This window comes from Streptomyces sp. NPDC053432 (assembly GCF_055585365.1).
Genome location: NZ_JBVJKF010000032.1, coordinates 21,521 through 39,604, shown reverse-complemented (window position 1 = coordinate 39,604; position 18,084 = coordinate 21,521). Strand labels below are relative to the sequence as shown.

At 73.0% G+C, this 18,084-nt stretch carries 16 protein-coding genes; 6 read left to right on the top strand and 10 right to left on the bottom strand.

What is annotated here, in order from left to right; genetic code table 11:
* Positions 1-3: 3 nt before the first annotated feature.
* Positions 4-1,635 carry a P-loop NTPase family protein gene (locus ACZ6Y1_RS34665; protein ID WP_469639553.1) on the top strand — a complete coding sequence of 544 codons (1,632 nt, stop codon included), beginning with the start codon at positions 4-6 and terminating at the stop codon, positions 1,633-1,635.
* Positions 1,636-1,656: 21 nt separating this feature from the next.
* Here the strand turns inward: ACZ6Y1_RS34665 and ACZ6Y1_RS34660 are convergent, their stop codons facing one another.
* Positions 1,657-3,159, bottom strand: a complete 1,503-nt coding sequence (locus ACZ6Y1_RS34660; RefSeq protein ID WP_469639550.1) for an SCO1417 family PLP biosynthesis transcription factor — start codon at positions 3,157-3,159, stop codon at positions 1,657-1,659.
* Positions 3,160-3,351: 192 nt separating this feature from the next.
* On the opposite strand from ACZ6Y1_RS34660, the gene ACZ6Y1_RS34655 reads away from it, so the two are divergent.
* From ACZ6Y1_RS34655 to ACZ6Y1_RS34645, 3 genes are all read left to right on the top strand, one after another.
* On the top strand, positions 3,352-4,122 hold the full coding sequence (locus tag ACZ6Y1_RS34655; RefSeq protein ID WP_469639547.1) for a glycerophosphodiester phosphodiesterase: 771 nt from the start codon (positions 3,352-3,354) through the stop codon (positions 4,120-4,122).
* 67 nt (positions 4,123-4,189) lie between these two features.
* Positions 4,190-5,599: an MFS transporter gene (locus ACZ6Y1_RS34650; RefSeq protein ID WP_469639544.1), complete on the top strand. Its 1,410-nt coding sequence runs from the start codon at positions 4,190-4,192 to the stop codon at positions 5,597-5,599.
* Positions 5,600-5,911: 312 nt separating this feature from the next.
* Positions 5,912-6,286: an RNA polymerase-binding protein RbpA gene (locus tag ACZ6Y1_RS34645; protein WP_007262928.1), complete on the top strand. Its 375-nt coding sequence runs from the start codon at positions 5,912-5,914 to the stop codon at positions 6,284-6,286.
* A 72-nt stretch (positions 6,287-6,358) separates the two neighbouring features.
* On the opposite strand, the gene fxsA is transcribed toward ACZ6Y1_RS34645, so the two are convergent.
* The 4 genes from fxsA to ACZ6Y1_RS34625 form a co-directional block, all read right to left on the bottom strand.
* Positions 6,359-6,955, bottom strand: a complete 597-nt coding sequence (fxsA, locus tag ACZ6Y1_RS34640) for an FxsA family membrane protein (RefSeq protein ID WP_469639541.1) — start codon at positions 6,953-6,955, stop codon at positions 6,359-6,361.
* 87 nt (positions 6,956-7,042) lie between these two features.
* Positions 7,043-7,852 carry a polyprenol monophosphomannose synthase gene (locus ACZ6Y1_RS34635; protein ID WP_469639537.1) on the bottom strand — a complete coding sequence of 270 codons (810 nt, stop codon included), beginning with the start codon at positions 7,850-7,852 and terminating at the stop codon, positions 7,043-7,045.
* A gap of 300 nt (positions 7,853-8,152) precedes the next feature.
* Positions 8,153-9,781, bottom strand: a complete 1,629-nt coding sequence (locus ACZ6Y1_RS34630; RefSeq protein WP_469639534.1) for an amidohydrolase — start codon at positions 9,779-9,781, stop codon at positions 8,153-8,155.
* 149 nt (positions 9,782-9,930) lie between these two features.
* Entirely contained in the window at positions 9,931-10,371 is a 441-nt protein-coding gene (locus ACZ6Y1_RS34625) for an Lrp/AsnC family transcriptional regulator (protein WP_326593949.1), read from the bottom strand.
* Positions 10,372-10,588: 217 nt separating this feature from the next.
* On the opposite strand from ACZ6Y1_RS34625, the gene ACZ6Y1_RS34620 reads away from it, so the two are divergent.
* A complete protein-coding gene (locus ACZ6Y1_RS34620; RefSeq protein ID WP_469639531.1) occupies positions 10,589-11,047 on the top strand; it encodes a hypothetical protein in 459 nt (152 codons plus the stop codon).
* A gap of 80 nt (positions 11,048-11,127) precedes the next feature.
* Here ACZ6Y1_RS34620 and ACZ6Y1_RS34615 read toward each other — a convergent pair whose 3' ends face one another.
* Complete coding sequence (locus ACZ6Y1_RS34615; protein WP_469639528.1) at positions 11,128-12,219, bottom strand: phosphotransferase family protein; 1,092 nt, start codon at positions 12,217-12,219, stop codon at positions 11,128-11,130.
* Between ACZ6Y1_RS34615 and ACZ6Y1_RS34610 the strand changes: the two genes are divergently transcribed.
* Positions 12,204-12,368, top strand: a complete 165-nt coding sequence (locus tag ACZ6Y1_RS34610; protein ID WP_469639525.1) for a hypothetical protein — start codon at positions 12,204-12,206, stop codon at positions 12,366-12,368. The genes ACZ6Y1_RS34615 and ACZ6Y1_RS34610 overlap by 16 nt on opposite strands.
* On the opposite strand, the gene ACZ6Y1_RS34605 is transcribed toward ACZ6Y1_RS34610, so the two are convergent.
* The 4 genes from ACZ6Y1_RS34605 to ACZ6Y1_RS34590 all read right to left on the bottom strand — a co-directional run bounded on the left by ACZ6Y1_RS34605 (position 12,347) and on the right by ACZ6Y1_RS34590 (position 18,075).
* Positions 12,347-13,480 carry an Rv3169 family protein gene (locus ACZ6Y1_RS34605; RefSeq protein ID WP_469639522.1) on the bottom strand — a complete coding sequence of 378 codons (1,134 nt, stop codon included), beginning with the start codon at positions 13,478-13,480 and terminating at the stop codon, positions 12,347-12,349. The two genes, ACZ6Y1_RS34610 and ACZ6Y1_RS34605, sit on opposite strands and share 22 nt — an antisense overlap.
* 2,158 nt (positions 13,481-15,638) lie before the next feature.
* A complete protein-coding gene (locus ACZ6Y1_RS34600; protein ID WP_469639517.1) occupies positions 15,639-16,022 on the bottom strand; it encodes a GNAT family N-acetyltransferase in 384 nt (127 codons plus the stop codon).
* 21 nt (positions 16,023-16,043) lie between these two features.
* On the bottom strand, positions 16,044-17,216 hold the full coding sequence (locus ACZ6Y1_RS34595; protein ID WP_469639514.1) for an acyl-CoA dehydrogenase family protein: 1,173 nt from the start codon (positions 17,214-17,216) through the stop codon (positions 16,044-16,046).
* A gap of 190 nt (positions 17,217-17,406) precedes the next feature.
* Positions 17,407-18,075: a TetR/AcrR family transcriptional regulator gene (locus tag ACZ6Y1_RS34590; RefSeq protein WP_469639511.1), complete on the bottom strand. Its 669-nt coding sequence runs from the start codon at positions 18,073-18,075 to the stop codon at positions 17,407-17,409.
* Positions 18,076-18,084: the final 9 nt, after the last annotated feature.

Genomic DNA, 18,084 nt, shown 5'->3' with positions numbered 1-18,084 from the left:
CCCGTGGCCCGGCGCCCACTTCCCCGCATCCTCAAGGGCGGCACCGCGTCGCTGGCCCGGGGCCGCGACTTCGCTCGCACGGCCGCGGACAGCGCCACGGACGTCCTCCATCCGCTCCTCACCATCGGACGCGGCCTGCGCGTCCTGGCCTCGGCCGGGCGGCGCAAATGGTCCGAGACCCCCAAGGACAAGCGTGGTCCCGCGCTGTTCCTGGGAGCCGCCTGCGTCCTCGTGGTCGCGCTCGTCCCCTACGGCCCGCTCCTCGCCCTGGTCACACTCATGGCGGCCGCGGCCTGGCAGGGACGCGACCGCAATCCGGTGAAGACCGGGCCCAGCGAGGCCGAGACCGAACGGCTCGGCTCCCTCTACGAAGCCCTCGTGCCGTACTTCTCCATCCCGGAGGACCCCAGTCCGCTCTTCGCCCACGGCGGGGAGTGGGACAAGGCCTTCAGCGGCTACGAGTTCGACGAGGCGGGCCGCGTCACCCGGCTCCACATCCGCTACCCGGCCTACTTCACCGATGGCGAGGCCGCGTCGCGGGCCCGGATCGAGGCACTGCTGCACGCCAAGTCCGGGCGCGGACGGGAGTATCTCTTCGACTGGGACGAGGAGGGCAACCAGCTCGACCTGCGTGTGCTGGCGGCGCTGCCGACGGGCATCGCCGCCCAGCCCTTCGTCACCTCCCCCGGGGAGACCGTGCTCGGCTTCACCGACCCCGGCAGTGTCCAGCGCACCCTGCCCGTCCTGGAGGGGGACGAGCCGAGGGACGTACCGCCGGTGATCTGGCGGACCGGCCCCCGCTCCACCGAGCCCCACCTGCTGGCCGTCGGCCAGCCCGGCAGCGGCACCACCACGCTGCTGCGCTCCGTCGCCCTGCAGGCCCTGCGGCACGGCGGCGACGTACTGGTCATCGACGGCGGCGGCAGCGGCGAGTACGCCTGCCTCTCCGGCCGCGACGGCGTCCTCGCCGTGGAGTCCGGGCCCACCGGGGCGCTGGCCACCCTGGAGTGGGCCGCCCAGGAGACCGAGCGGCGGCTGGTGGCCACCCACCGGGCCCGCGAGGCCGGCCGCCCCGCGCCCGAGGACACCCGGCGCCCCCTGTGGATCCTGCTCGACCAGCCCAGCGTGCCGGCCCACCTCGCCACTGCCGAAGGGCTCCCCGACCCGCTCGCCCGGCTCCAGGTGCCGCTGCGGCACGGCCGGGCCGCGCACGTCACGGTGGCGGTGGCCGAGCAGTTCGACCACCTGGAGCTGCTGAACGACGCCGTCTGGCAGCACACCCGGGCCCGGATCGTGCTCGGTCCCGCCGCGATCCAGCAGATCGCCGACGTGCTGGGCCTGCCGCCGCACACCACGCCGCCCGCACAGGTGCCGCCGGGCCGCGGGTACGCCCGGCTCGGCACCGGCCCCGTCCACCGGCTCCAGGTGCCCTCCACCCCGGACCCGTACGACGACGCCACGCACCCCGCGTACAGCCAGGCGGTGCTGGCGCTCCTGCCCGAACGCCGCCCGGAGCCGGGCCCCGACCGGGCCCGGATCACGCTGACGAAGCCGGTCCAGGCGGCACAGCCGCCCGCGCAGGGCTCGGCCGTCGACACCGCGGAGCTCCCGGAAGTGGCGGCCGAGGCACCCTGACGCCCCGCGGCACCGGCCGGGCTACGCCACGAACGTGCGCGGCGGTTCCGCACTGCCGCCGGCCGCGCCCGTACCGACCAGGCGGGCCGCCGCGGCCAGCCGCCCGGCGGCCTCCTCGGCCACCGGCCCGCCGACCGTGAACGGCAGCCGTACGTAGCCCTCGAAAGCCCCGTCCACACCGAACCGGGGGCCCGAGGGGACCCGTACGCCGACCCGCTCCCCCACCTCGGCCAGCCGGGAGCCGGACAGCCCGCCCGCGCGGGCCCACAGGGTCAGCCCGCCCCTCGGGATCTCGAACTCCCAGTCCGGCAGCTCCCGGCGGACCGCCGCCACCAGGGCGTCACGGTTCTCGCGGGCCTGCTCGCGGCGGATGCCGACGGCCTCCTGCCAGCCGCCGGTCCGCATCAGCCAGTTCACCGCGAGCTGTTCCAGCACCGGAGTGCCCAGGTCGGCGTAGGCGCGGGCGGCGACCAGGCTGCGGATGACGTCGGGGGCCGCGCGGACCCAGCCGATCCGCATGCCCGCCCAGAAGGCCTTGCTCGCCGAACCCACCGTGACCACCGTGGAGCCGGCCGGGTCGAAGGAGCAGACCGGGCGGGGCATCTCCAGGCCCCGCTCCAGCTTGAGCTCCACCATCGTCTCGTCCGCGACCAGGACGGTGCCGGCCGCCCGGGCCGCCTCCACCATGGCCCGGCGCTGCTCCTCGGAGGCCAGGGCGCCGGTCGGATTGTGGAAGTCGGCGACGACGTACGCGAGGCGGGGGGCCGAGTCGCGCAGCACCTGGCGCCAGACGTCCATGTCCCAGCCGGACAGCCCCTCGGCCATGGCCACGGGCACGAGGCGGGCCCCGGCGGCGCGCATCAGCTGGAGGATGTTCGCGTAGGAAGGGGACTCGACGGCGATCCGCTCGCCGCGCCCGGCGAAGAGGCTGCAGATGGCGTCGATGGCGCCCATCGCGCCGGTGGTGACCATGATCTGCTCGGGCATGGTGGGGATGCCCTGCTCGCTGTAGCGGTCGGCGAGCATCCTGCGCAGCGCGGGCAGGCCCGCCGGGTAGTCCCCGTGCGTGTGCGCGTACGGGGGGAGTTCCTCCAGGGCGCCCTGCACGGCCCTGGTGAGCCACGGCTCCGGGGCCGGGAGGGCAGCGCAGCCGAGGTCGATCATGGAGCCGAGGGACTCGGGCGGCAGCGGCTCCAGCCCGCGGGCGGGCAGCGGGTTCCCGGCGGGGACGGAGGTCCAGCTGCCGGCGCCGCGGCGGGACTCCAGGAACCCCTCCCCGCGCAGGGCCTCGTACGCGGCGGCGACGGTGGTGCGGCTGAGCGAGAGGGAGCCGGCCAGCTCCCGCTCGGCGGGCAGCCGGGCGGCGACCGGAACGCGGCCCTCCAGGACGAGCAGGCGGATCCCGTCGGCGAGGGTGCGGTACGCGGGCAGTCTGCGGGCGCCCGGTACGGCGGGCCGCTCCTGCTGCGAGGTGATGAGGCGCGCGAGCTGTGCGGCGCCGACCGCCGAGGTCCATTCGGCCATGCGTCCGGTCCACCTTCGTCGGATTGGCCCCGGCAGGGTCCAGCTGTGGCCGGGATTGGATTGGGAACTGCGGACCCAGCCTGCCACGTACCAGTCCACCCGCACCAGGGGAGGGTACGCCGCAAGCCGGTCTTCGGCCGCCCGGCCGCTTCCGGTCGCCGCGGCGCGGCCCGCGCGGGGGATACTGCGCGCGTGACGCACGTACGCCTTCGCCATCCGTATCTGGACCACCCGGCTCCGATCCCCTTCGCCCACCGGGGAGGTGCCGCGGACGGGCTGGAGAACACCACCGCCGCCTTCCGCCGGGCCGCCGACGCGGGCTACCGGTACTTCGAGACCGATGTGCACGCCAGCGCCGACGGGAAACTCGTCGCCTTCCACGACTCCACGCTGGACCGGGTCACCGACGGGACGGGCCGGATCGCCGAGCTGTCCTGGAAGCGGATCAGCGAGGCCCGGGTGGGCGGCACCGAGCCCCTCGTCCTCTTCGAGGACCTGCTGGAGGAGTTCCCGGACGCCCGCTGGAACATCGACATCAAGGCCGAGTCGGCCCTGCACCCGCTGGTCAACCTGATCGCGCGGAGGGGCGTCTGGGACCGGGTGTGCGTGGGCTCCTTCTCCGAGAGCCGGGTGGCCCGGGCCCAGAAGATCGCGGGACCCCGGCTGGCGACCTCCTACGGCGTGCGCGGGGTGCTCGGCCTGCGGCTGCGCTCGTTCGCGATCCCGGCGGCGCTGCGGGTGGGAGCGGTGGCGGCGCAGGTTCCGGAGACCCAGGCGGGCATCCGCGTGGTCGACCGGAGGTTCGTACGCACCGCGCACGAACGCGGACTCCAGGTGCACGTGTGGACCGTGAACGAACCGGAACGCATGGAGGCTCTCCTGGACCTGGGAGTCGATGGCATCATGACCGACCGGATCGACATCTTGCGCACGGTGCTGGACGGGCGCGGGGCCTGGGCCTGACACGGCCGGGACGCCCCCGCGCACTCCGGCGGACCGTGCGGCACGGGGACCAGCGAGGGGGCACCGAATGAGTGCGCAGACCGAGGACGCAGCGGAATCCGGGGCCGAGGACGGCAGATCGGGTGCCCCGGCGACGGCGGAAGCGGCCGCCGCGGCCGGAGCGGCGGCGCGCAAGCGCGAGCAGCGCGGCTGGTACTTCTACGACTTCGCCGTGTCGGTGTACTCGGCGAGCGTCCTCACGGTGTTCCTCGGGCCCTACCTGACCTCGATCGCCCGGGCCGCGGCCGACGCCGAGGGCTTCGTCCACCCGCTGGGCGTCCCGGTGCGGGCCGGCTCCTTCTTCGCGTACGCGGTCTCGGCCTCGGTGATCCTGGCCGTGCTGCTCATGCCGCTGGTGGGCGCGGTCGCCGACCGGAGCGGGCGCAAGAAGCCGATGCTGGCGGTGGCGGCCTACACGGGCGCCGCGGCGACGACCGGGATGTTCTTCCTGGGCGGCGACCGCTATCTGCTCGGGGGGCTGCTGCTGGTCGTGGCGAACGCCGCGCTGTCCATCTCGATGGTGCTGTACAACGCCTATCTGCCGCAGATCTCGACGCCGGACGAGCGCGACACCGTCTCCTCGCGCGGCTGGGCCTTCGGCTACACCGCGGGCTCCTTGATGCTCGTGGTGAATCTCGTGCTCTACATGGGCCACGACTCCTTCGGCCTGACCGAGGGCACGGCGGTGCGGATCTGCCTGGCCTCGGCGGGGCTGTGGTGGGGGGCGTTCGCGCTGATCCCGCTGCGCCGGCTGCGGGACCGCAAGGTGGTCCGCGAGCCCGGCGAGGGCCCGGCGGTCAGCGGCTGGAAGCAGCTCGTCGCCACCCTGAAGGACATGCGGCGCTATCCGCTGACCCTGTCCTTCCTGCTCGCGTACCTGATCTACAACGACGGCGTGCAGACGGTGATCTCCCAGGCCTCGATCTACGGCTCGGAGGAGCTGGAGCTGGAGCAGTCCACCCTGATCGGGGCGGTGCTGCTGGTGCAGATCCTCGCGGTGGCCGGTGCGCTGGCGATGGGCCGGCTGGCGGTCACGTACGGCGCGAAGCGGACGATCCTGGGCTCGCTCGCCGCGTGGGCGCTGACGCTGGCGGCCGGCTACTTCCTCCCGGCCCGGACCCCGGTGTGGTTCTTCGCGCTCGCCGCGATGATCGGGCTGGTGCTCGGCGGCAGCCAGGCGCTGTCGCGTTCGCTCTTCTCGCACCTGGTGCCGGCGGGCAAGGAGGCCGAGTACTTCTCCGCGTACGAGATGAGCGACCGTGGGCTGAGCTGGGTCGGTCCCCTCGTCTTCGGCCTGACGTACCAGGTCACGGGCAGCTACCGGGACGCGATCATCTCGCTGGTGGTCTTCTTCGCACTGGGTTTCGTGCTGCTCGCGCGGGTGCCGGTGCGGCGCGCGGTGGAGGCGGCAGGCAATCCTGTACCGGAGCGGATCTGAGAGGGGTCCGCGAGCGCGCCCGGCCCGTATCCACGAACGAATTCCGAACGAATTTAGACGTTGAAGCAAAGGGCCGGTAGTGTACGCCTTTGGCCTGCCAGGCGGACCGTTACTGCGCGCTCGATAAGCGTGGACGTTGGGTGACATCTGCTGCCAGATGTGACAAAACGGGCATTGGTGGGTACAACAAGGGGCGGCACGACGGGCGACGCATGACCCGGATCGGGAATCAATACCGCCGACCGGACGTTGACCGGATGACGACGACAGCGACACCTGTCCTGTGGGCGACAAGCCCGGGAGGCACGATTCATGAGTGAGCGAGCTCTCCGCGGTACGCGCCTCGTGGTTACCAGCTACGAGACGGACCGCGGCATCGATCTGGCCCCGCGCCAGGCGGTGGAGTACGCATGCCAGAACGGACATCGATTTGAGATGCCGTTCTCGGTTGAGGCAGAAATTCCGCCGGAGTGGGAGTGCAAGGCGTGCGGCGCCATGGCACTCCTGGTGGACGGGGACGGGCCCGAAGAGAAGAAGGGCAAGCCTGCGCGAACGCACTGGGACATGCTCATGGAGCGGCGCACCCGCGAGGAGCTGGAGGAAGTGCTGGCCGAGAGGCTTGCGGTCCTTCGTTCCGGCGCCATGAACATCGCCGTGCATCCGCGGGACAGCCGTAAGTCCGCGTAGTCTGCGGGCGCTGCACCAAGGAAACGCCGAGGGGCCCGCCACACATCGTGTGGCGGGCCCCTCGGCGTTTTCCTACGGGGCGATCGGCGGGCGGTAGGTGGTGTCCGGCCCCTGCTCCCGGTCGCCGGGCCGGTCCTCGCGGATGACCTCGCCCTGGACGATCTTGCCGTCGGGGTAGTGGATGCGGGCCTGCTGGAAGGCATCGCCGAAGCCGCCGGCCGGGGCCGAGGCCATCTTCCGCTCCAGGGAGCCGGCGGCCCTGCGGGCGACGAAGGAGCGGACGGGCGGCAGCAGCAGTAGCAGCCCCGCCGCGTCCGATATCAGGCCGGGCATCATCAGGAGCAGCCCCGCCGCCATGGTGAGGGCGTTGCCCTGGCCGGGCTGCTGGGGCGTGGGCCGCTGCCCCTGCTGGGCCTGCTGGAAGGTGCCGGCCAGGTTCTTGAAGGCGCGCCGCCCGGCCCGCTTGATGACCACCGCGCCGAGGACCACCCCGGCCGCGAGCAGCGCGGCCACGGCCAGCGCGCCGCCGGCCTGCGCGACCAGGCTGAGCAGCCAGATCTCCAGGATCAGCCAGGCGGCCACCGCGAGGGGGAGGAAGGTACGGGCGGCCGAGCGCCGCCGGGGGGACGTCGAAGTGCCCGTCCGCAGGGATCCAGTGCCGGTCGTCATACCGTCCAGTGTGCCTGGGCGGGCGTAAAAGTGTCCTCAGCCGCAGGTACCGGGGCGTCCGGCCCGGTCAGCGCGGGTGCGGGGCGGTCAGGGCGTGCGCCGGCCCCTGCCGAGGAACTTGGCCGCCTGGGCCCTGACGCCCCACTGCGTGACCCGCCACAAGGCCTCCACCACGATGTCCTTGCTCATCTTGCTGTCGCCGAACTCGCGCTCGACGAAGGTGATGGGCACCTCCACCACGCGGAAGCCCTTCTGCACGGCCCTGCGGGCCAGGTCGACCTGGAAGCAGTAGCCCGCGGAGGCCACCTCGTCCAGGCCCAGGCCCTCCAGGGTCTCGCGGCGGAAGGCCCGGTAGCCGCCCGTCACGTCGCGGATCGGGACGTCCAGCATGAGGCGGGAGTACGTGGAACCGCCGCGCGAGAGGAACTCGCGACTCCTGGGCCAGTTCACGACGCGGCCGCCCGGCACCCAGCGGGAGCCCAGGACCAGGTCGGCGCCGTTCAGCGCGGTGAGCAGGCGCGGGAGCTCCTCCGGCTGGTGGGAGCCGTCCGCGTCCATCTCCACGATGACGCCGTAGCCCTCTTCCAGGCCCCAGGCGAAGCCCGCGAGGTAGGCGGCGCCGAGCCCTTCCTTGCCCTTGCGGTGGAGCACGTGCACGTGGTCGTCGCCGGCCGCCAGCTCGTCCGCGAGCTTGCCGGTGCCGTCGGGGCTGTTGTCGTCCGCGACCAGGATGTGGGCCTCGGGCACCGCCGCGCGCACGCGGCCGACGATCAGCCCGATGTTCTCCGCCTCGTTGTAGGTCGGAATGATCACCAAGGCCGTACCGAGCGGTCCGTAGGTCCGCTGTCCGCCGTCGCTCACTGGGTCCCCTTTTGTGCTCGCGCACGTCCTGTACATCTGGTCGCAGGAAACGACTCTAGAACAGTGATCGGGGCACGCGGTCCTTCGGGCCGGTCAGACTCCCGCCGGCTGCGGGCGGCCGTGACCGTTGTCTACTGGACCGCGCGGCCCCGAACCGGGACCACGCTCCCCCGAGCTCCTGCGGAGCGGGTGGGACCCCCGACCGGCGAAACCTTCCCTCGCTCCCGAGGCGCGGGCGCGCTGAGCAGACGGATCCGTCCGGCAGGACGTCCTCGTGGTGGACCCGGCCGAACCTATCCGGGTCCGAGCGCCGGTACCGAACCGAGGCCCGCCGCATCACCCCTGTGGGCGTACGAATACTTCCCGCCCGCCGACGACCGTGGCCAGGCAGACGGGCAGTTCCGCTCCGGGGGTCAGGTCCGGGAGCCCCGGGGTCCCGGAGCGGGGGTCGGTGGACCAGCGGGCGACCCGGTCGTCGGGCGCCTGCACGACCAGTTCGGCGGTCTGCCAGACGGCGTAGTCGGCCGGGGCGCCGGGGACCAGCACCCCCGCGTCGTCCCGGCCCAGCGCACGCCAGCCGCCCCGGGTGTGGGCGGTGAAGGCGGCCCGTACGGAGATCCGGTGCTCGGGCGTGCGGTGGAAGGCGGCCGCGCGCACGGTGCCCCACGGGTCGAGCGGCGTCACCGGCGCGTCCGAACCGAAGGCCAGCGGCACGCCCGCCTTGAGCATCGCCGCGTACGGGTTCAGGGTGCGGGCGCGCTCGGCCCCGAGGCGGTCGGCGTACATGCCGTCCTCGCCGCCCCAGGCCGCGTCGAAGGCGGGCTGCACGGAAGCGGTCAGACCGAGCTCGGCGAAGGCGGCGATGGTGGCGGGGGTCATCATCTCGGCGTGCTCGACCCGGTGCCGGGCGGCGCGGACGCGGGCCAGGCCGATCTTGTCCGCGGCCGCCCTGACGCCCTCCACCACCGCGGTGATCGCGGCGTCGCCGATGGCGTGGAAACCGGCCTGGAGGCCCGCTTCGGTGCAGGCGGCGACGTGCTCGGCGACCTCGCCGGCGTCCAGGTAGCCGGTGCCGGTGTGCGGGGCGTCGGCATAAGCGGCGTGCAGGCAGGCGGTGTGCGAGCCGAGGGCACCGTCCACGAAGAGGTCACCGGCGGCCCCGACCGCCCCGAGCTCCCGGGCCAGATCCAGGTCCCGGTCGGCCCAGTACCCGAAGACGCGCGGGCCGGGCCGCTCGGCGGCCAGGGCGAGCAGGGCGCTGAAGTCCTCGGCGGAGGAGATGTCGGGCCCCCCGCACTCGTGCAGGGAGCCGATGCCGAGCGACGCGGCCCGGTCGAGCGCGGCGGCCTGGGCCTCGGCCCGCTGCGCCGGGGTGACCGCGGCAAGGGCTGCCCGCCGTACGGCGTGGTGGTCGTCGCGGGTCAGCGGCTCGTCGCCGGCGGGGCGGACCCCGGGGACGAGGTCGAGCAGGGCGGTGGTCACCACGGCCGAGTGGACGTCGATGCGGCTGAGGTAGAGGGGACGGCCCCCGGCGGCCTCGTCGAGCTCGGCCCGGCGCGGCGCCCGCCGCTCGGGCCAGCGGGCGGCGTCCCAGCCGTGCCCGAGGAGCACCCGGTCGGCGGGGCGGCTCGCCGCGTACGCCCGTACGAGGTCCAGCGCGGCCGCCAGCGACCGGGCGCCTGTCAGGTCCAGTCCGGTGAGGGCGAGGCCCGCGGAGGTGGCGTGGACGTGCGCGTCGGTGAAGGCGGGCGTGACGAGCGCGCCGCCGAGGTCGACGACCTCGTCCACGCCCTGGGCGAAGGCGTCGGCCGCGCCCTCGGAGCCGACCCAGGCCACACGGCCCTGCTCGACGACCATCGCGGTGGCGAAGGGATCGGCGGGGCTGTGGACCTCGCCCCCGCGCAGGAGGACGGTACGGGGGGATGCTCCGGCGGCGTCGGCGGAGTTGGCGGTGCGGTCAGTCATGGGGAACAGTCTCGCCCCTCCGCCGGCCCCGGCCGGACGCGGGTGCGGGCAGGGAGTGCCCGCGGAGGCGCTCCCCCGCCCGCCCCCGAGGACGGTGCCGCGCCCGGCGGGGCGCACCGGGACGCGGCACGAGGGCCCGGGGCCCCGTCCTAGACGCGGGGCGGGCGCGCCTCGTACGGGGTGGAGAGGACGACGGTCGTGCGGGTCGAGACGTGGGCGAGGGCCCGCAGGCGGCCCAGCAGGTCCTCCAGCTCCAGGGGCGTCGCCACCCGGACCTTGAGGATGTAGTTCTCGTCGCCCGCGACGCTGTGGCAGGCCTCGATCTCGGGGACGCCGGACAGCCGGTCCGCGATGTCGTCCGGGGCGCTCGGGTCGAACGGCTTGACCGAGATGAAGGCCGTCAACGGCAGGCCGACGGCCTCGGGGTCGACGACCGCCGCGTAGCCGCGGATCACCCCGCGCTGTTCCAGCCGGCGTACTCGCTGATGGACCGCCGACGTGGACAGTCCGGTGGCCTTGCCCAGATCCGTGTAACTCATCCGCCCGTCCCGCACGAGCAGATCAACGATCTGGCGGTCCAGCTCCTCCATTGCGCTCATAGCCGCTCAACCTAAGGCCCAAGGGCGCTCCTGGCCCAGTGCTGTCCACCCACTGGAGGCATCTGCGCCGGGCATGTGACCAAGGCCACAAGATCGCGGGGGCGTAGCGGGGCGTGTCGTGGTTACTCGTGCCGCGCGGCGGGAAGTGCTTGGTGTGGCCGAGGCCGTAGAACCTGCCCGCCCGGCCCACCCAAGGGGGAGTACATCCATGCTGAACACCAAGCGCGCCGGTCGCACCGAGCCGGAGCCCCTCGAACAGGCCGAGACCGAGGAGGGCGTCTACTCCGAAGATGCCGAATACCTCGAAGACGGCGAGGGGTTCGAGATCCGCCACGCGATCTGCCCCGACTGCGGCCAGTCGATCGCCCTCGTCGCGGACGAGGAGTACCTGCCGCAGCACGCGCTCTGCCTGACCCCGTGGAACCCCTTCGGGCTCACGGTGTGCGCGGGCACCGGACGGCCCGCCGCCGAAGCGCTGTCCAGCGTGGGCGCGTTCCAGTCCCTGGAGGTGCAGGAGCTCGAGGCCGTCGCGCTCCTGGCCCTGCCGCAGGGGCTGGACTGGCGTACGCAGCCCTTCTCGCACGTCGGCGGTCCGGGCTCGCGTCCCGTCCGGCTGGTGCGGTCCGTGCCGCCGCAGACCCAGCAGCAGCACGCTCAGGCGGCCTGAGGCCCCCTGAGCGCTCACCGCGGTGCGGGGGCGGGTGCGGGTGTCGGTGTCGGTGTCGGTGTCGCTTTCGGTGGCGGTGTCTACCAGTACGTTCCCTGCACCATGGCGGCCAGACTGGCATGGTGCAGGATCAGGCTGTCCGGGTTCTCCGGGACCTCGACCTCGCCGAAGTGCGCCTGCCGGTAGGCGATGCGGAGCATGACGATGCCGTGCCGCAGGGCCGCGTAGAGGGTGTGGAACTCCATGTCGCGCGGGGTGTGCCCGGTGAGTTCGGCGTACCGGCGCTCCAGGTCCTCACGGCGCAGGAAGTCCGGCAGGCCGGGCTGGCCGAAGCCGACGGTGAGGTCCTGGAAGAACCGGTGCAGGTAGACCGTCCAGCCGAGGTCCACCTCGCGCGGGGCGCAGGCCGCCATCTCCCAGTCCAGGACGGCCGCCGGCGTGAACCCGTCGTAGACGACGTTGCCGATGCGGGCGTCGCCCCAGTTCAGCACCGCCGGACCCTCGTCCTGCGGCCACAGCTCCTCCAGGCGGGCGAACGCCCGCTCGATGAGCGGTGAGGGGGCCAGCCCCTCCACCACCCAGGAGTAGTAGGCGCGTTGGGCATCGACGTGCCGGCGCAGCGGGCTGCCCTCGCCCTCGGGGAGCAGGAACTCCGCCTCCTCGGCGGGGAACTGGTCGTGCAGGCGGGCCAGCAGCGAGATGCTCGCCTCCTGGAGCACGGCGCGCTCGGCGTCGGTCGCGGCGTGCAGCCAGTTGCCCTCGTAGGTGTACGGCATGACGTCGGGCGGGACCCGGCCCTCGGCCCGGGCCATCACGAAGAACGGCGCCCCGAGCGGCTCCGGGTCCTCCTCCAGCCACTGCACGGACGGCACCGGCAGGTCCGTGTACCGGGCGACCAGACTCATCACGCGGTGCTGGCGCGGCATGTCGTACGCCGGGAAGACGGTGTAGGCGGCGGGGTCGGCGGCGAGGCGCAGCGCGCAGGCGCGCAGCGGGGTGTCGGGGTGCTCTATGTCGAAGAGCAGCGTCTCACTGGACATGCCGTTGGAGCCGGGGACGGAGACGTTGGTGACCTTCGCCCCGGGGAGCCGGGTGTCCAGCCAGGCGGCGAGGCGGCGGCCGAGCTCTTCGGGCTCTCGGGTGGAGGTGCGCGGACGTGGAGCGGTTGCCATGGCGGTGGGCCCCTTCGCTGATCCTGGTGCTGGTCCTGATGCTGGTCCCGGTGCTGGTCCGGGTCCTGGTGCTGGTCCCGGTGCTGGTCCTGGTCCCGGTGCTGGCTCTGTGTCTCTGTCCTCGTCCCTACGGGGCGACGGACGAGTAGTCGGCGAAGCCGCTGGGGTCGTGACGCCCGAAGCTGCCGTGCTCGAAGATGCCGTGGCCGATCTGCCCGTCGAGGACGAAGCGCGCCGAGTGGTCGGTGACCCCGAAGGCGGCCATGGGGTGCGCGCTCGGGTCGGAGAGGTCGTAGACGCGCCGGTCGGTCCAGCCGCGGCCCTGCCAGCTGCCGTGCTGCCAGTCCGCTGCGGGCGGGTAGCCCGCACCGACGGCGAGCGGGGAGGAATTCATGATCTCCACGCCGAGTTCGAGCGGCTTACGGGCCTGATCGGTGAGGTGGACCACCGCGCTCTCGGGGTGCCGGCTGCCGGGCCGGTAACGGATCTCGGTCTGGGGCCAGCCGAGTTGGACGTCGTGACGGCCGCTGTCCTCGGGGAAGACGAGCACGGCCTCGTTGAGCGCCCGGTAGCCGTCGGCGTCCTCCTGGGCGATGACCATGACGAATCGGTCCTCGAAGCGGACGGGGATCCAGAGCCAGTGGAAGCCTTCGGGCCGGTACTCCTCGGCGGCGCGGCCGCCCTCCTCTCCGGGTATCGGGCGCACACCCCAACTCCGGTCCCGCGTACCGGTCCACTCCCCCGGGGTGACGGTGAACTCCTCACCCTTGGCGCGGATGGTGCCGGTGACGTTGCCGGCCTGGACGAACCGGCGGCCTTCGAGGATCAGCCGGTCGCCGCGCCGCTGCGTGTGGTGTGGCTCCCAGACGGCAGGGAACTCGGCGGTCCAGGTGAGGTCGTACGAGAGCCCCTCCGGGTCGTCCGGATCGGCGGCGCAGCGCAGCGTGAGCTGCTTGAGCGGGACGTCGACGGTGATGGAGAGGGGGCCGACGCCGAGGTTCATCCGGTCGTCGGTGAGCGCGTCGGAGGCCCGGACGGCGAGCAGCTCGTCGCCGATGCGGAGGGTGGCGTAGGCGTCGATGACGCCGGTGTTGGGGTACACCCCGAGGCCGAGGATCAGGACGGCGCGGCCGGCGTGGTCGAAGACGTGGAAGATGCAGCGGTCGTAGGCGTTCCGGTCGCCGCTGACGACGTGCTTCATCGACAGCGGGGCTTGGTGGATCGGGTACTCGTCCAGTCCGATGGGCCGGTCGGCGGGCATGACGAACCTCCTGGGCGGGGTGGGGCGTGCGGGTGCGGGGCGGGGGTGTGGGTGTGTGTGCGTCGGTGGACTGCGGCCAGCTCAAGCGGATATGACGGTACGTCAGAAAGTGCGATGGGGGCCAGAGTTCTGGCACGCTCTGACAAGTCGGCATTGCACGCCGCAGGGCGGGGGAAGGACCGGAGCGCGGTGGCGGGCCAGCACGAAACCTGGCCGGGGGGTGGGGGTGGTCGGTGCCCCGGCCGGTCGGCAGCGAGGAAGGGTTGGGGATTTCCCGTCAGTCCCACTGTCCTTCCCCGTCGGGCCGCCCTGTCAAGGGCGCTCCTCCTTCGTCGTCGCGTCGCTGCGCGATCGCCTTCGGCGACCCTTGACAGGCCGACCCGCCACGGAAAGACAAGGACTGCCGGGAAACCCCCAAAAGAACGGGCCGGGCGGAACAACAGATAGACGGGCCGGCCAGAGATGCGCGAGGCGGTGGGGGCGGGCCGAGCCTCTCCCCGGCCCGCCACCTCGCCCTGCGGGCCGGGCAGGCGGCCGAGACCCCTCCCCACCTCGGCCACAAGAGCCTGACCGGCAGGAAGGGCGCCCCAAATCGCTACGCGCTCCTCACGTCTCGGCGCCTGACCCCCGTCCGGGGCCGATCTCGCCCCAGATCGCTACGCGCTTCTCGACGACGGCGTCCGCAGGCCGTCCGGGGCTGGACACAGGCCGCCCACGATCACGACGCGCTTCTCAACGACGGCGTCCGCAGGCCGTCCGAGGCTGGACACAGGCCGCCCACGATCACAACACGCCCCCCGACGACGGCGACCACAGGTCGTCCGGGGCTGATGGGGACGATGAGAGCGAAAGAAGGCTCGGAAGGGGCCCGAGAAGGGGTCGGAAGGGCGGAACCTCGGCCTGGCCGAGCTGTATCCCCCACAGAGCGCAAGCCCCACCAACCACTCATGGCCATATAGCCGCAATTAGGACACTTCGACAGGTCTTTTCGAGGGCTCTGCCATCTGACCCGAGTACAGCTCGACATGGCCGCTGTTAGGGGCGTTTTCCGCCCAAACGGGCCGCGGACGCCGTCATCGAGGGGCCCGAAGGGGCCTTTGGCGGTCTATGTCCAGCCCAAGACGGCCAGCGGACGCCGTCGTCGGGGAGCGCGTCGTGATCGTGGGCGGCCTATGGCCAGCCCAAGGCGACCGTGGACGCCGTCAGGGCGAAGCGCGTAGCGATCTGGGGCGAGATCAGCCCCGGACGGGTCGCAGACGCCGTCGGTGAGGAGCGCGTAGCGATTTGACGCGCCCTTCCTGCCGGTCAGGCTCTTGTGGCCGAGGTTTCGGGGGGTGTCGGCCGCCTGCCCGGCTCTGAGGGCGAGATGGAGCGGCCCGAGGGCGAGCGCGCCCCACCTCGACCACCTCGCGCATCTCTGGCCGCCCCGTTTATGGGCTGTTCCGCCCGGCCCGTTCTTTTGGGGGTTTCCCGGCAGTCCTTGTCTTTCCGTGGCGGGTCGGCCTGTCAAGGGTGGAGCGCAGCGACATCGCGCAGCGACGCGACGAAGGAGCGCCCTTGACAGGGCGGCCCGACGCGGAAGGACTATGGGACTGACGGGAAACCCCCAACCCTTCCTCGCTCCCGACCGGCCGGGGCACCGCCAAACCCGCGCCCCCACCCCCGCCCCACCCCTCCGACAAGCCCCGCGTCACCGCCGCCGCCCCCTCCCACGGCTCGACAGACAGAAGTCCCGCCCCGCGCAGGCCCCCAACGCAGGCCCCCCAACGCAGGCCCCCCCCCAACACGGGCCCCCACGCAGCCCCACGCAGCCCCCAAGCAGCAGCCCCCCGACTCCACACCCCGGGGACCCCTCGAACGGATACCCGGGGTGTGGAGGGGATTACCCGTGGGCGCGGTGTCGCGTTGCCCCGGCATGACGACGGTTGAGACTTCCATGCCCCGGGCGGGACGCCGTCGGCGGCCGACGCCGCCCGGTTACGAAGAATCGGTTCGGCCGGGGCCCCGCCAGCGGTACCCCGACCCGCCCATCTACAGCGCCATGATCGCCCGCTGGAGCGCGGACGGCCGGACCGTGCCCGGGCGGCGGGATCCCGAGTGGTCTCGTGTCGCGTCCGCGCCGATCTGGCCGAACGGCCCCCTCTTCGGCGGCTGAGGCTCAGAGCGCGAGCAGCCCCGCCGCCGTGGGGCGGAAGCCGCACTGCTCGTAGAAGGGCTCCAGGTGCGGCTCGTAGTCCACGTGCAGCCACTGCGCCCCGCGCTCCCGCGCCGCCCCGGCCGCGGCCCGTACGAGCCGCACCCCGAGTCCGCGGCGCCGTTCGTCCGGATGGACGGTGGTGTCCAGGACGAACGCGTGCGCGCCGCCGTCCCAGGCCACGTTGACGTAGCCCACCAGAAGGCCCTCGCGGCGGGCGGTGACCCAGGCCAGGCTGCGCTCCAGGACCGGGGCGAAGGAGACGTCCCGGTGCCCCGGCCACGCCGCGGCGAACAGGGCGTTCAGCTCGGCGTCGGCGAGGGGCCGCCCCACCGAGATCTCGGGCACCGCGGAGTCCCCCACGCGCGCCTACCGCGTTTCCGGGCCCGCCAGGTGGCGGGCGATGACCATGCGCTGGATCTGGTTCGTGCCCTCCACGATCTGGAGCACCTTCGCCTCGCGCATCAGCCGCTCGACGGGGAAGTCCGCCGTGTAGCCGTAGCCGCCGAGGATCTGGACCGCGTCCGTGGTGACGGCCATCGCGGCGTCGGTGCAGAACAGCTTGGCCATCGCCGCCTGCCGGGAGAACGGCTTGCCGGCGTCCCGCAGGCGGGCCGCCGCGAGGTAGAGGGCCCGGCCCGCCTCGATCTTGGTGGCCATGTCGGCCAGCATGAAGCGCAGCCCCTGGAAGTCCGCGATCGGGTGCCCGAACTGCTTGCGGTCGAGGGCGTAGGTCAGGGCCTCGTCGAGCGCCGCCTGCGCGACGCCTATGGCGCAGGCCGCGATGCCGAGTCGTCCGGCGTCCAGGGCGGCGAGAGCGATGGAGAAGCCCTGCCCCTCCTCGCCGATGCGGCGCGCGTCGGGCACGCGTACGCCGTCGAAGTGGAGCTGGGCGGTGGGCGAGCCCTTCATGCCCATCTTCTTCTCGGGGACGGCCGCGGTCAGGCCCTCCGCGTCGCCCGGCACCAGGAAGGCGGTGATGCCCTTGGGGCCCTCCACTCCGGTGCGGGCGAGGACGGTGTAGAAGTCGGCGACGCCGCCGTGGGTGATCCAGGCCTTGGTGCCGGTGATGATCCAGTGGTCGCCGTCGCGGACCGCCTTGGTGGTCAGCGAGGCGGCGTCGGAGCCCGCGGCGGGCTCGGAGAGGCAGTAGGCGCCGAGCAGGCCGCCGCCGAGCATCTCGGGCAGGTGCGCGCCCTGCTGCTCCTTGGTGCCGTAGCCGGCGAGGCCGTGGCAGGCCAGGGAGTGCACGCTGACGCCGAGGCCGACGGTCAGGCGGGCCGCGGCCAGCTCCTCCAGGACCTGGAGGTAGACCTCGTACGGCTGCTCGCCGCCGCCGTACTCGCCGGCGTACGGGAGGCCGAGCAGGCCGGCGTCGGACAGGAGGGTGAAGACCTCCCGGGGGAACCGCCCGGAGTCCTCCTCCTCGGCGGCCTTGGGACGGATCTCCCGCTGCGCGATCTCTCGTACGAGCGCGAGGAGGTCCCGGGACTCCTCGGTGGGCAGCTGACGGTCCACCGGCTGCGGGGCGCGGTCGTTCATGGCGGCGCTCTCCTCCCTCGTCGGGCACGGCGGCGACGCGCAAGGTGTGGTGCGCGCCACCGGGTCTCGGTGCTCTCACAGCCGATGCTGCCCCTCCCGGATCACGGAATGGGCTGTTCAGCGGCTGCGGCGGCTTGAGTATGCCCGATCAGGGGCTTCCCGTCACCGGGGCAAGATCATCGGGCTGCGCTTACGGCACTTCGGGGGCGGGAGGTGCCGGACACTCCGGGACGAACTCCTCGATCACCGTCAGCGTCGCGCGCAGCTGGCGCGCCAGCAGTGCCCCGAGCTCGTCCCTGCCGGGCCGCGCCGGGGCGCCGGCCGTCACGCCACCGCCGCGCGGGCCGCCGATCCATTCCAGGGTGGTGCCCTCGACGCCTGAGAGCCAGCCGACGAGGGCGAGCCGGGCGATCGGCGGGAGGGCGCGGCGCCCGTAGGCGCCTTCGGCGATGGCGGCGACGAGCTCCTCGCGGACGGCGTCGCGGATGGCGAGGACCTCGGCGTCGGAGCCGACGCCGCCCGTGACGATCGTGCGGTAGGCGGCGTGGTGGTGTTCGGCGTAGTTCAGGTAGCCGTCGATGGTGCGGCGGACGCGTTCGGGAGCGGGGAGGTCGGTCTCGCCGCTCGCGCGGGCGACCAGTTCGGCGACGCTGTCCTCGACGATGGCCAGGTAGTAGCCGCGCTTGCTCTTGAAGTAGTAGTAGATCAGCCCTTTGGCGACGCCCGCGTGCTTGGCGATGTCGTCCATGGACAGCGCGTCGTACGAGGTGTCGGCGAACAACTTCCGCCCGATCGCTATGAGTTCGGCCCTGCGTACCTGCGAACGCCCGGTGGCGCCGCGCTGTTGACTATTATTCAAATTCAGCCC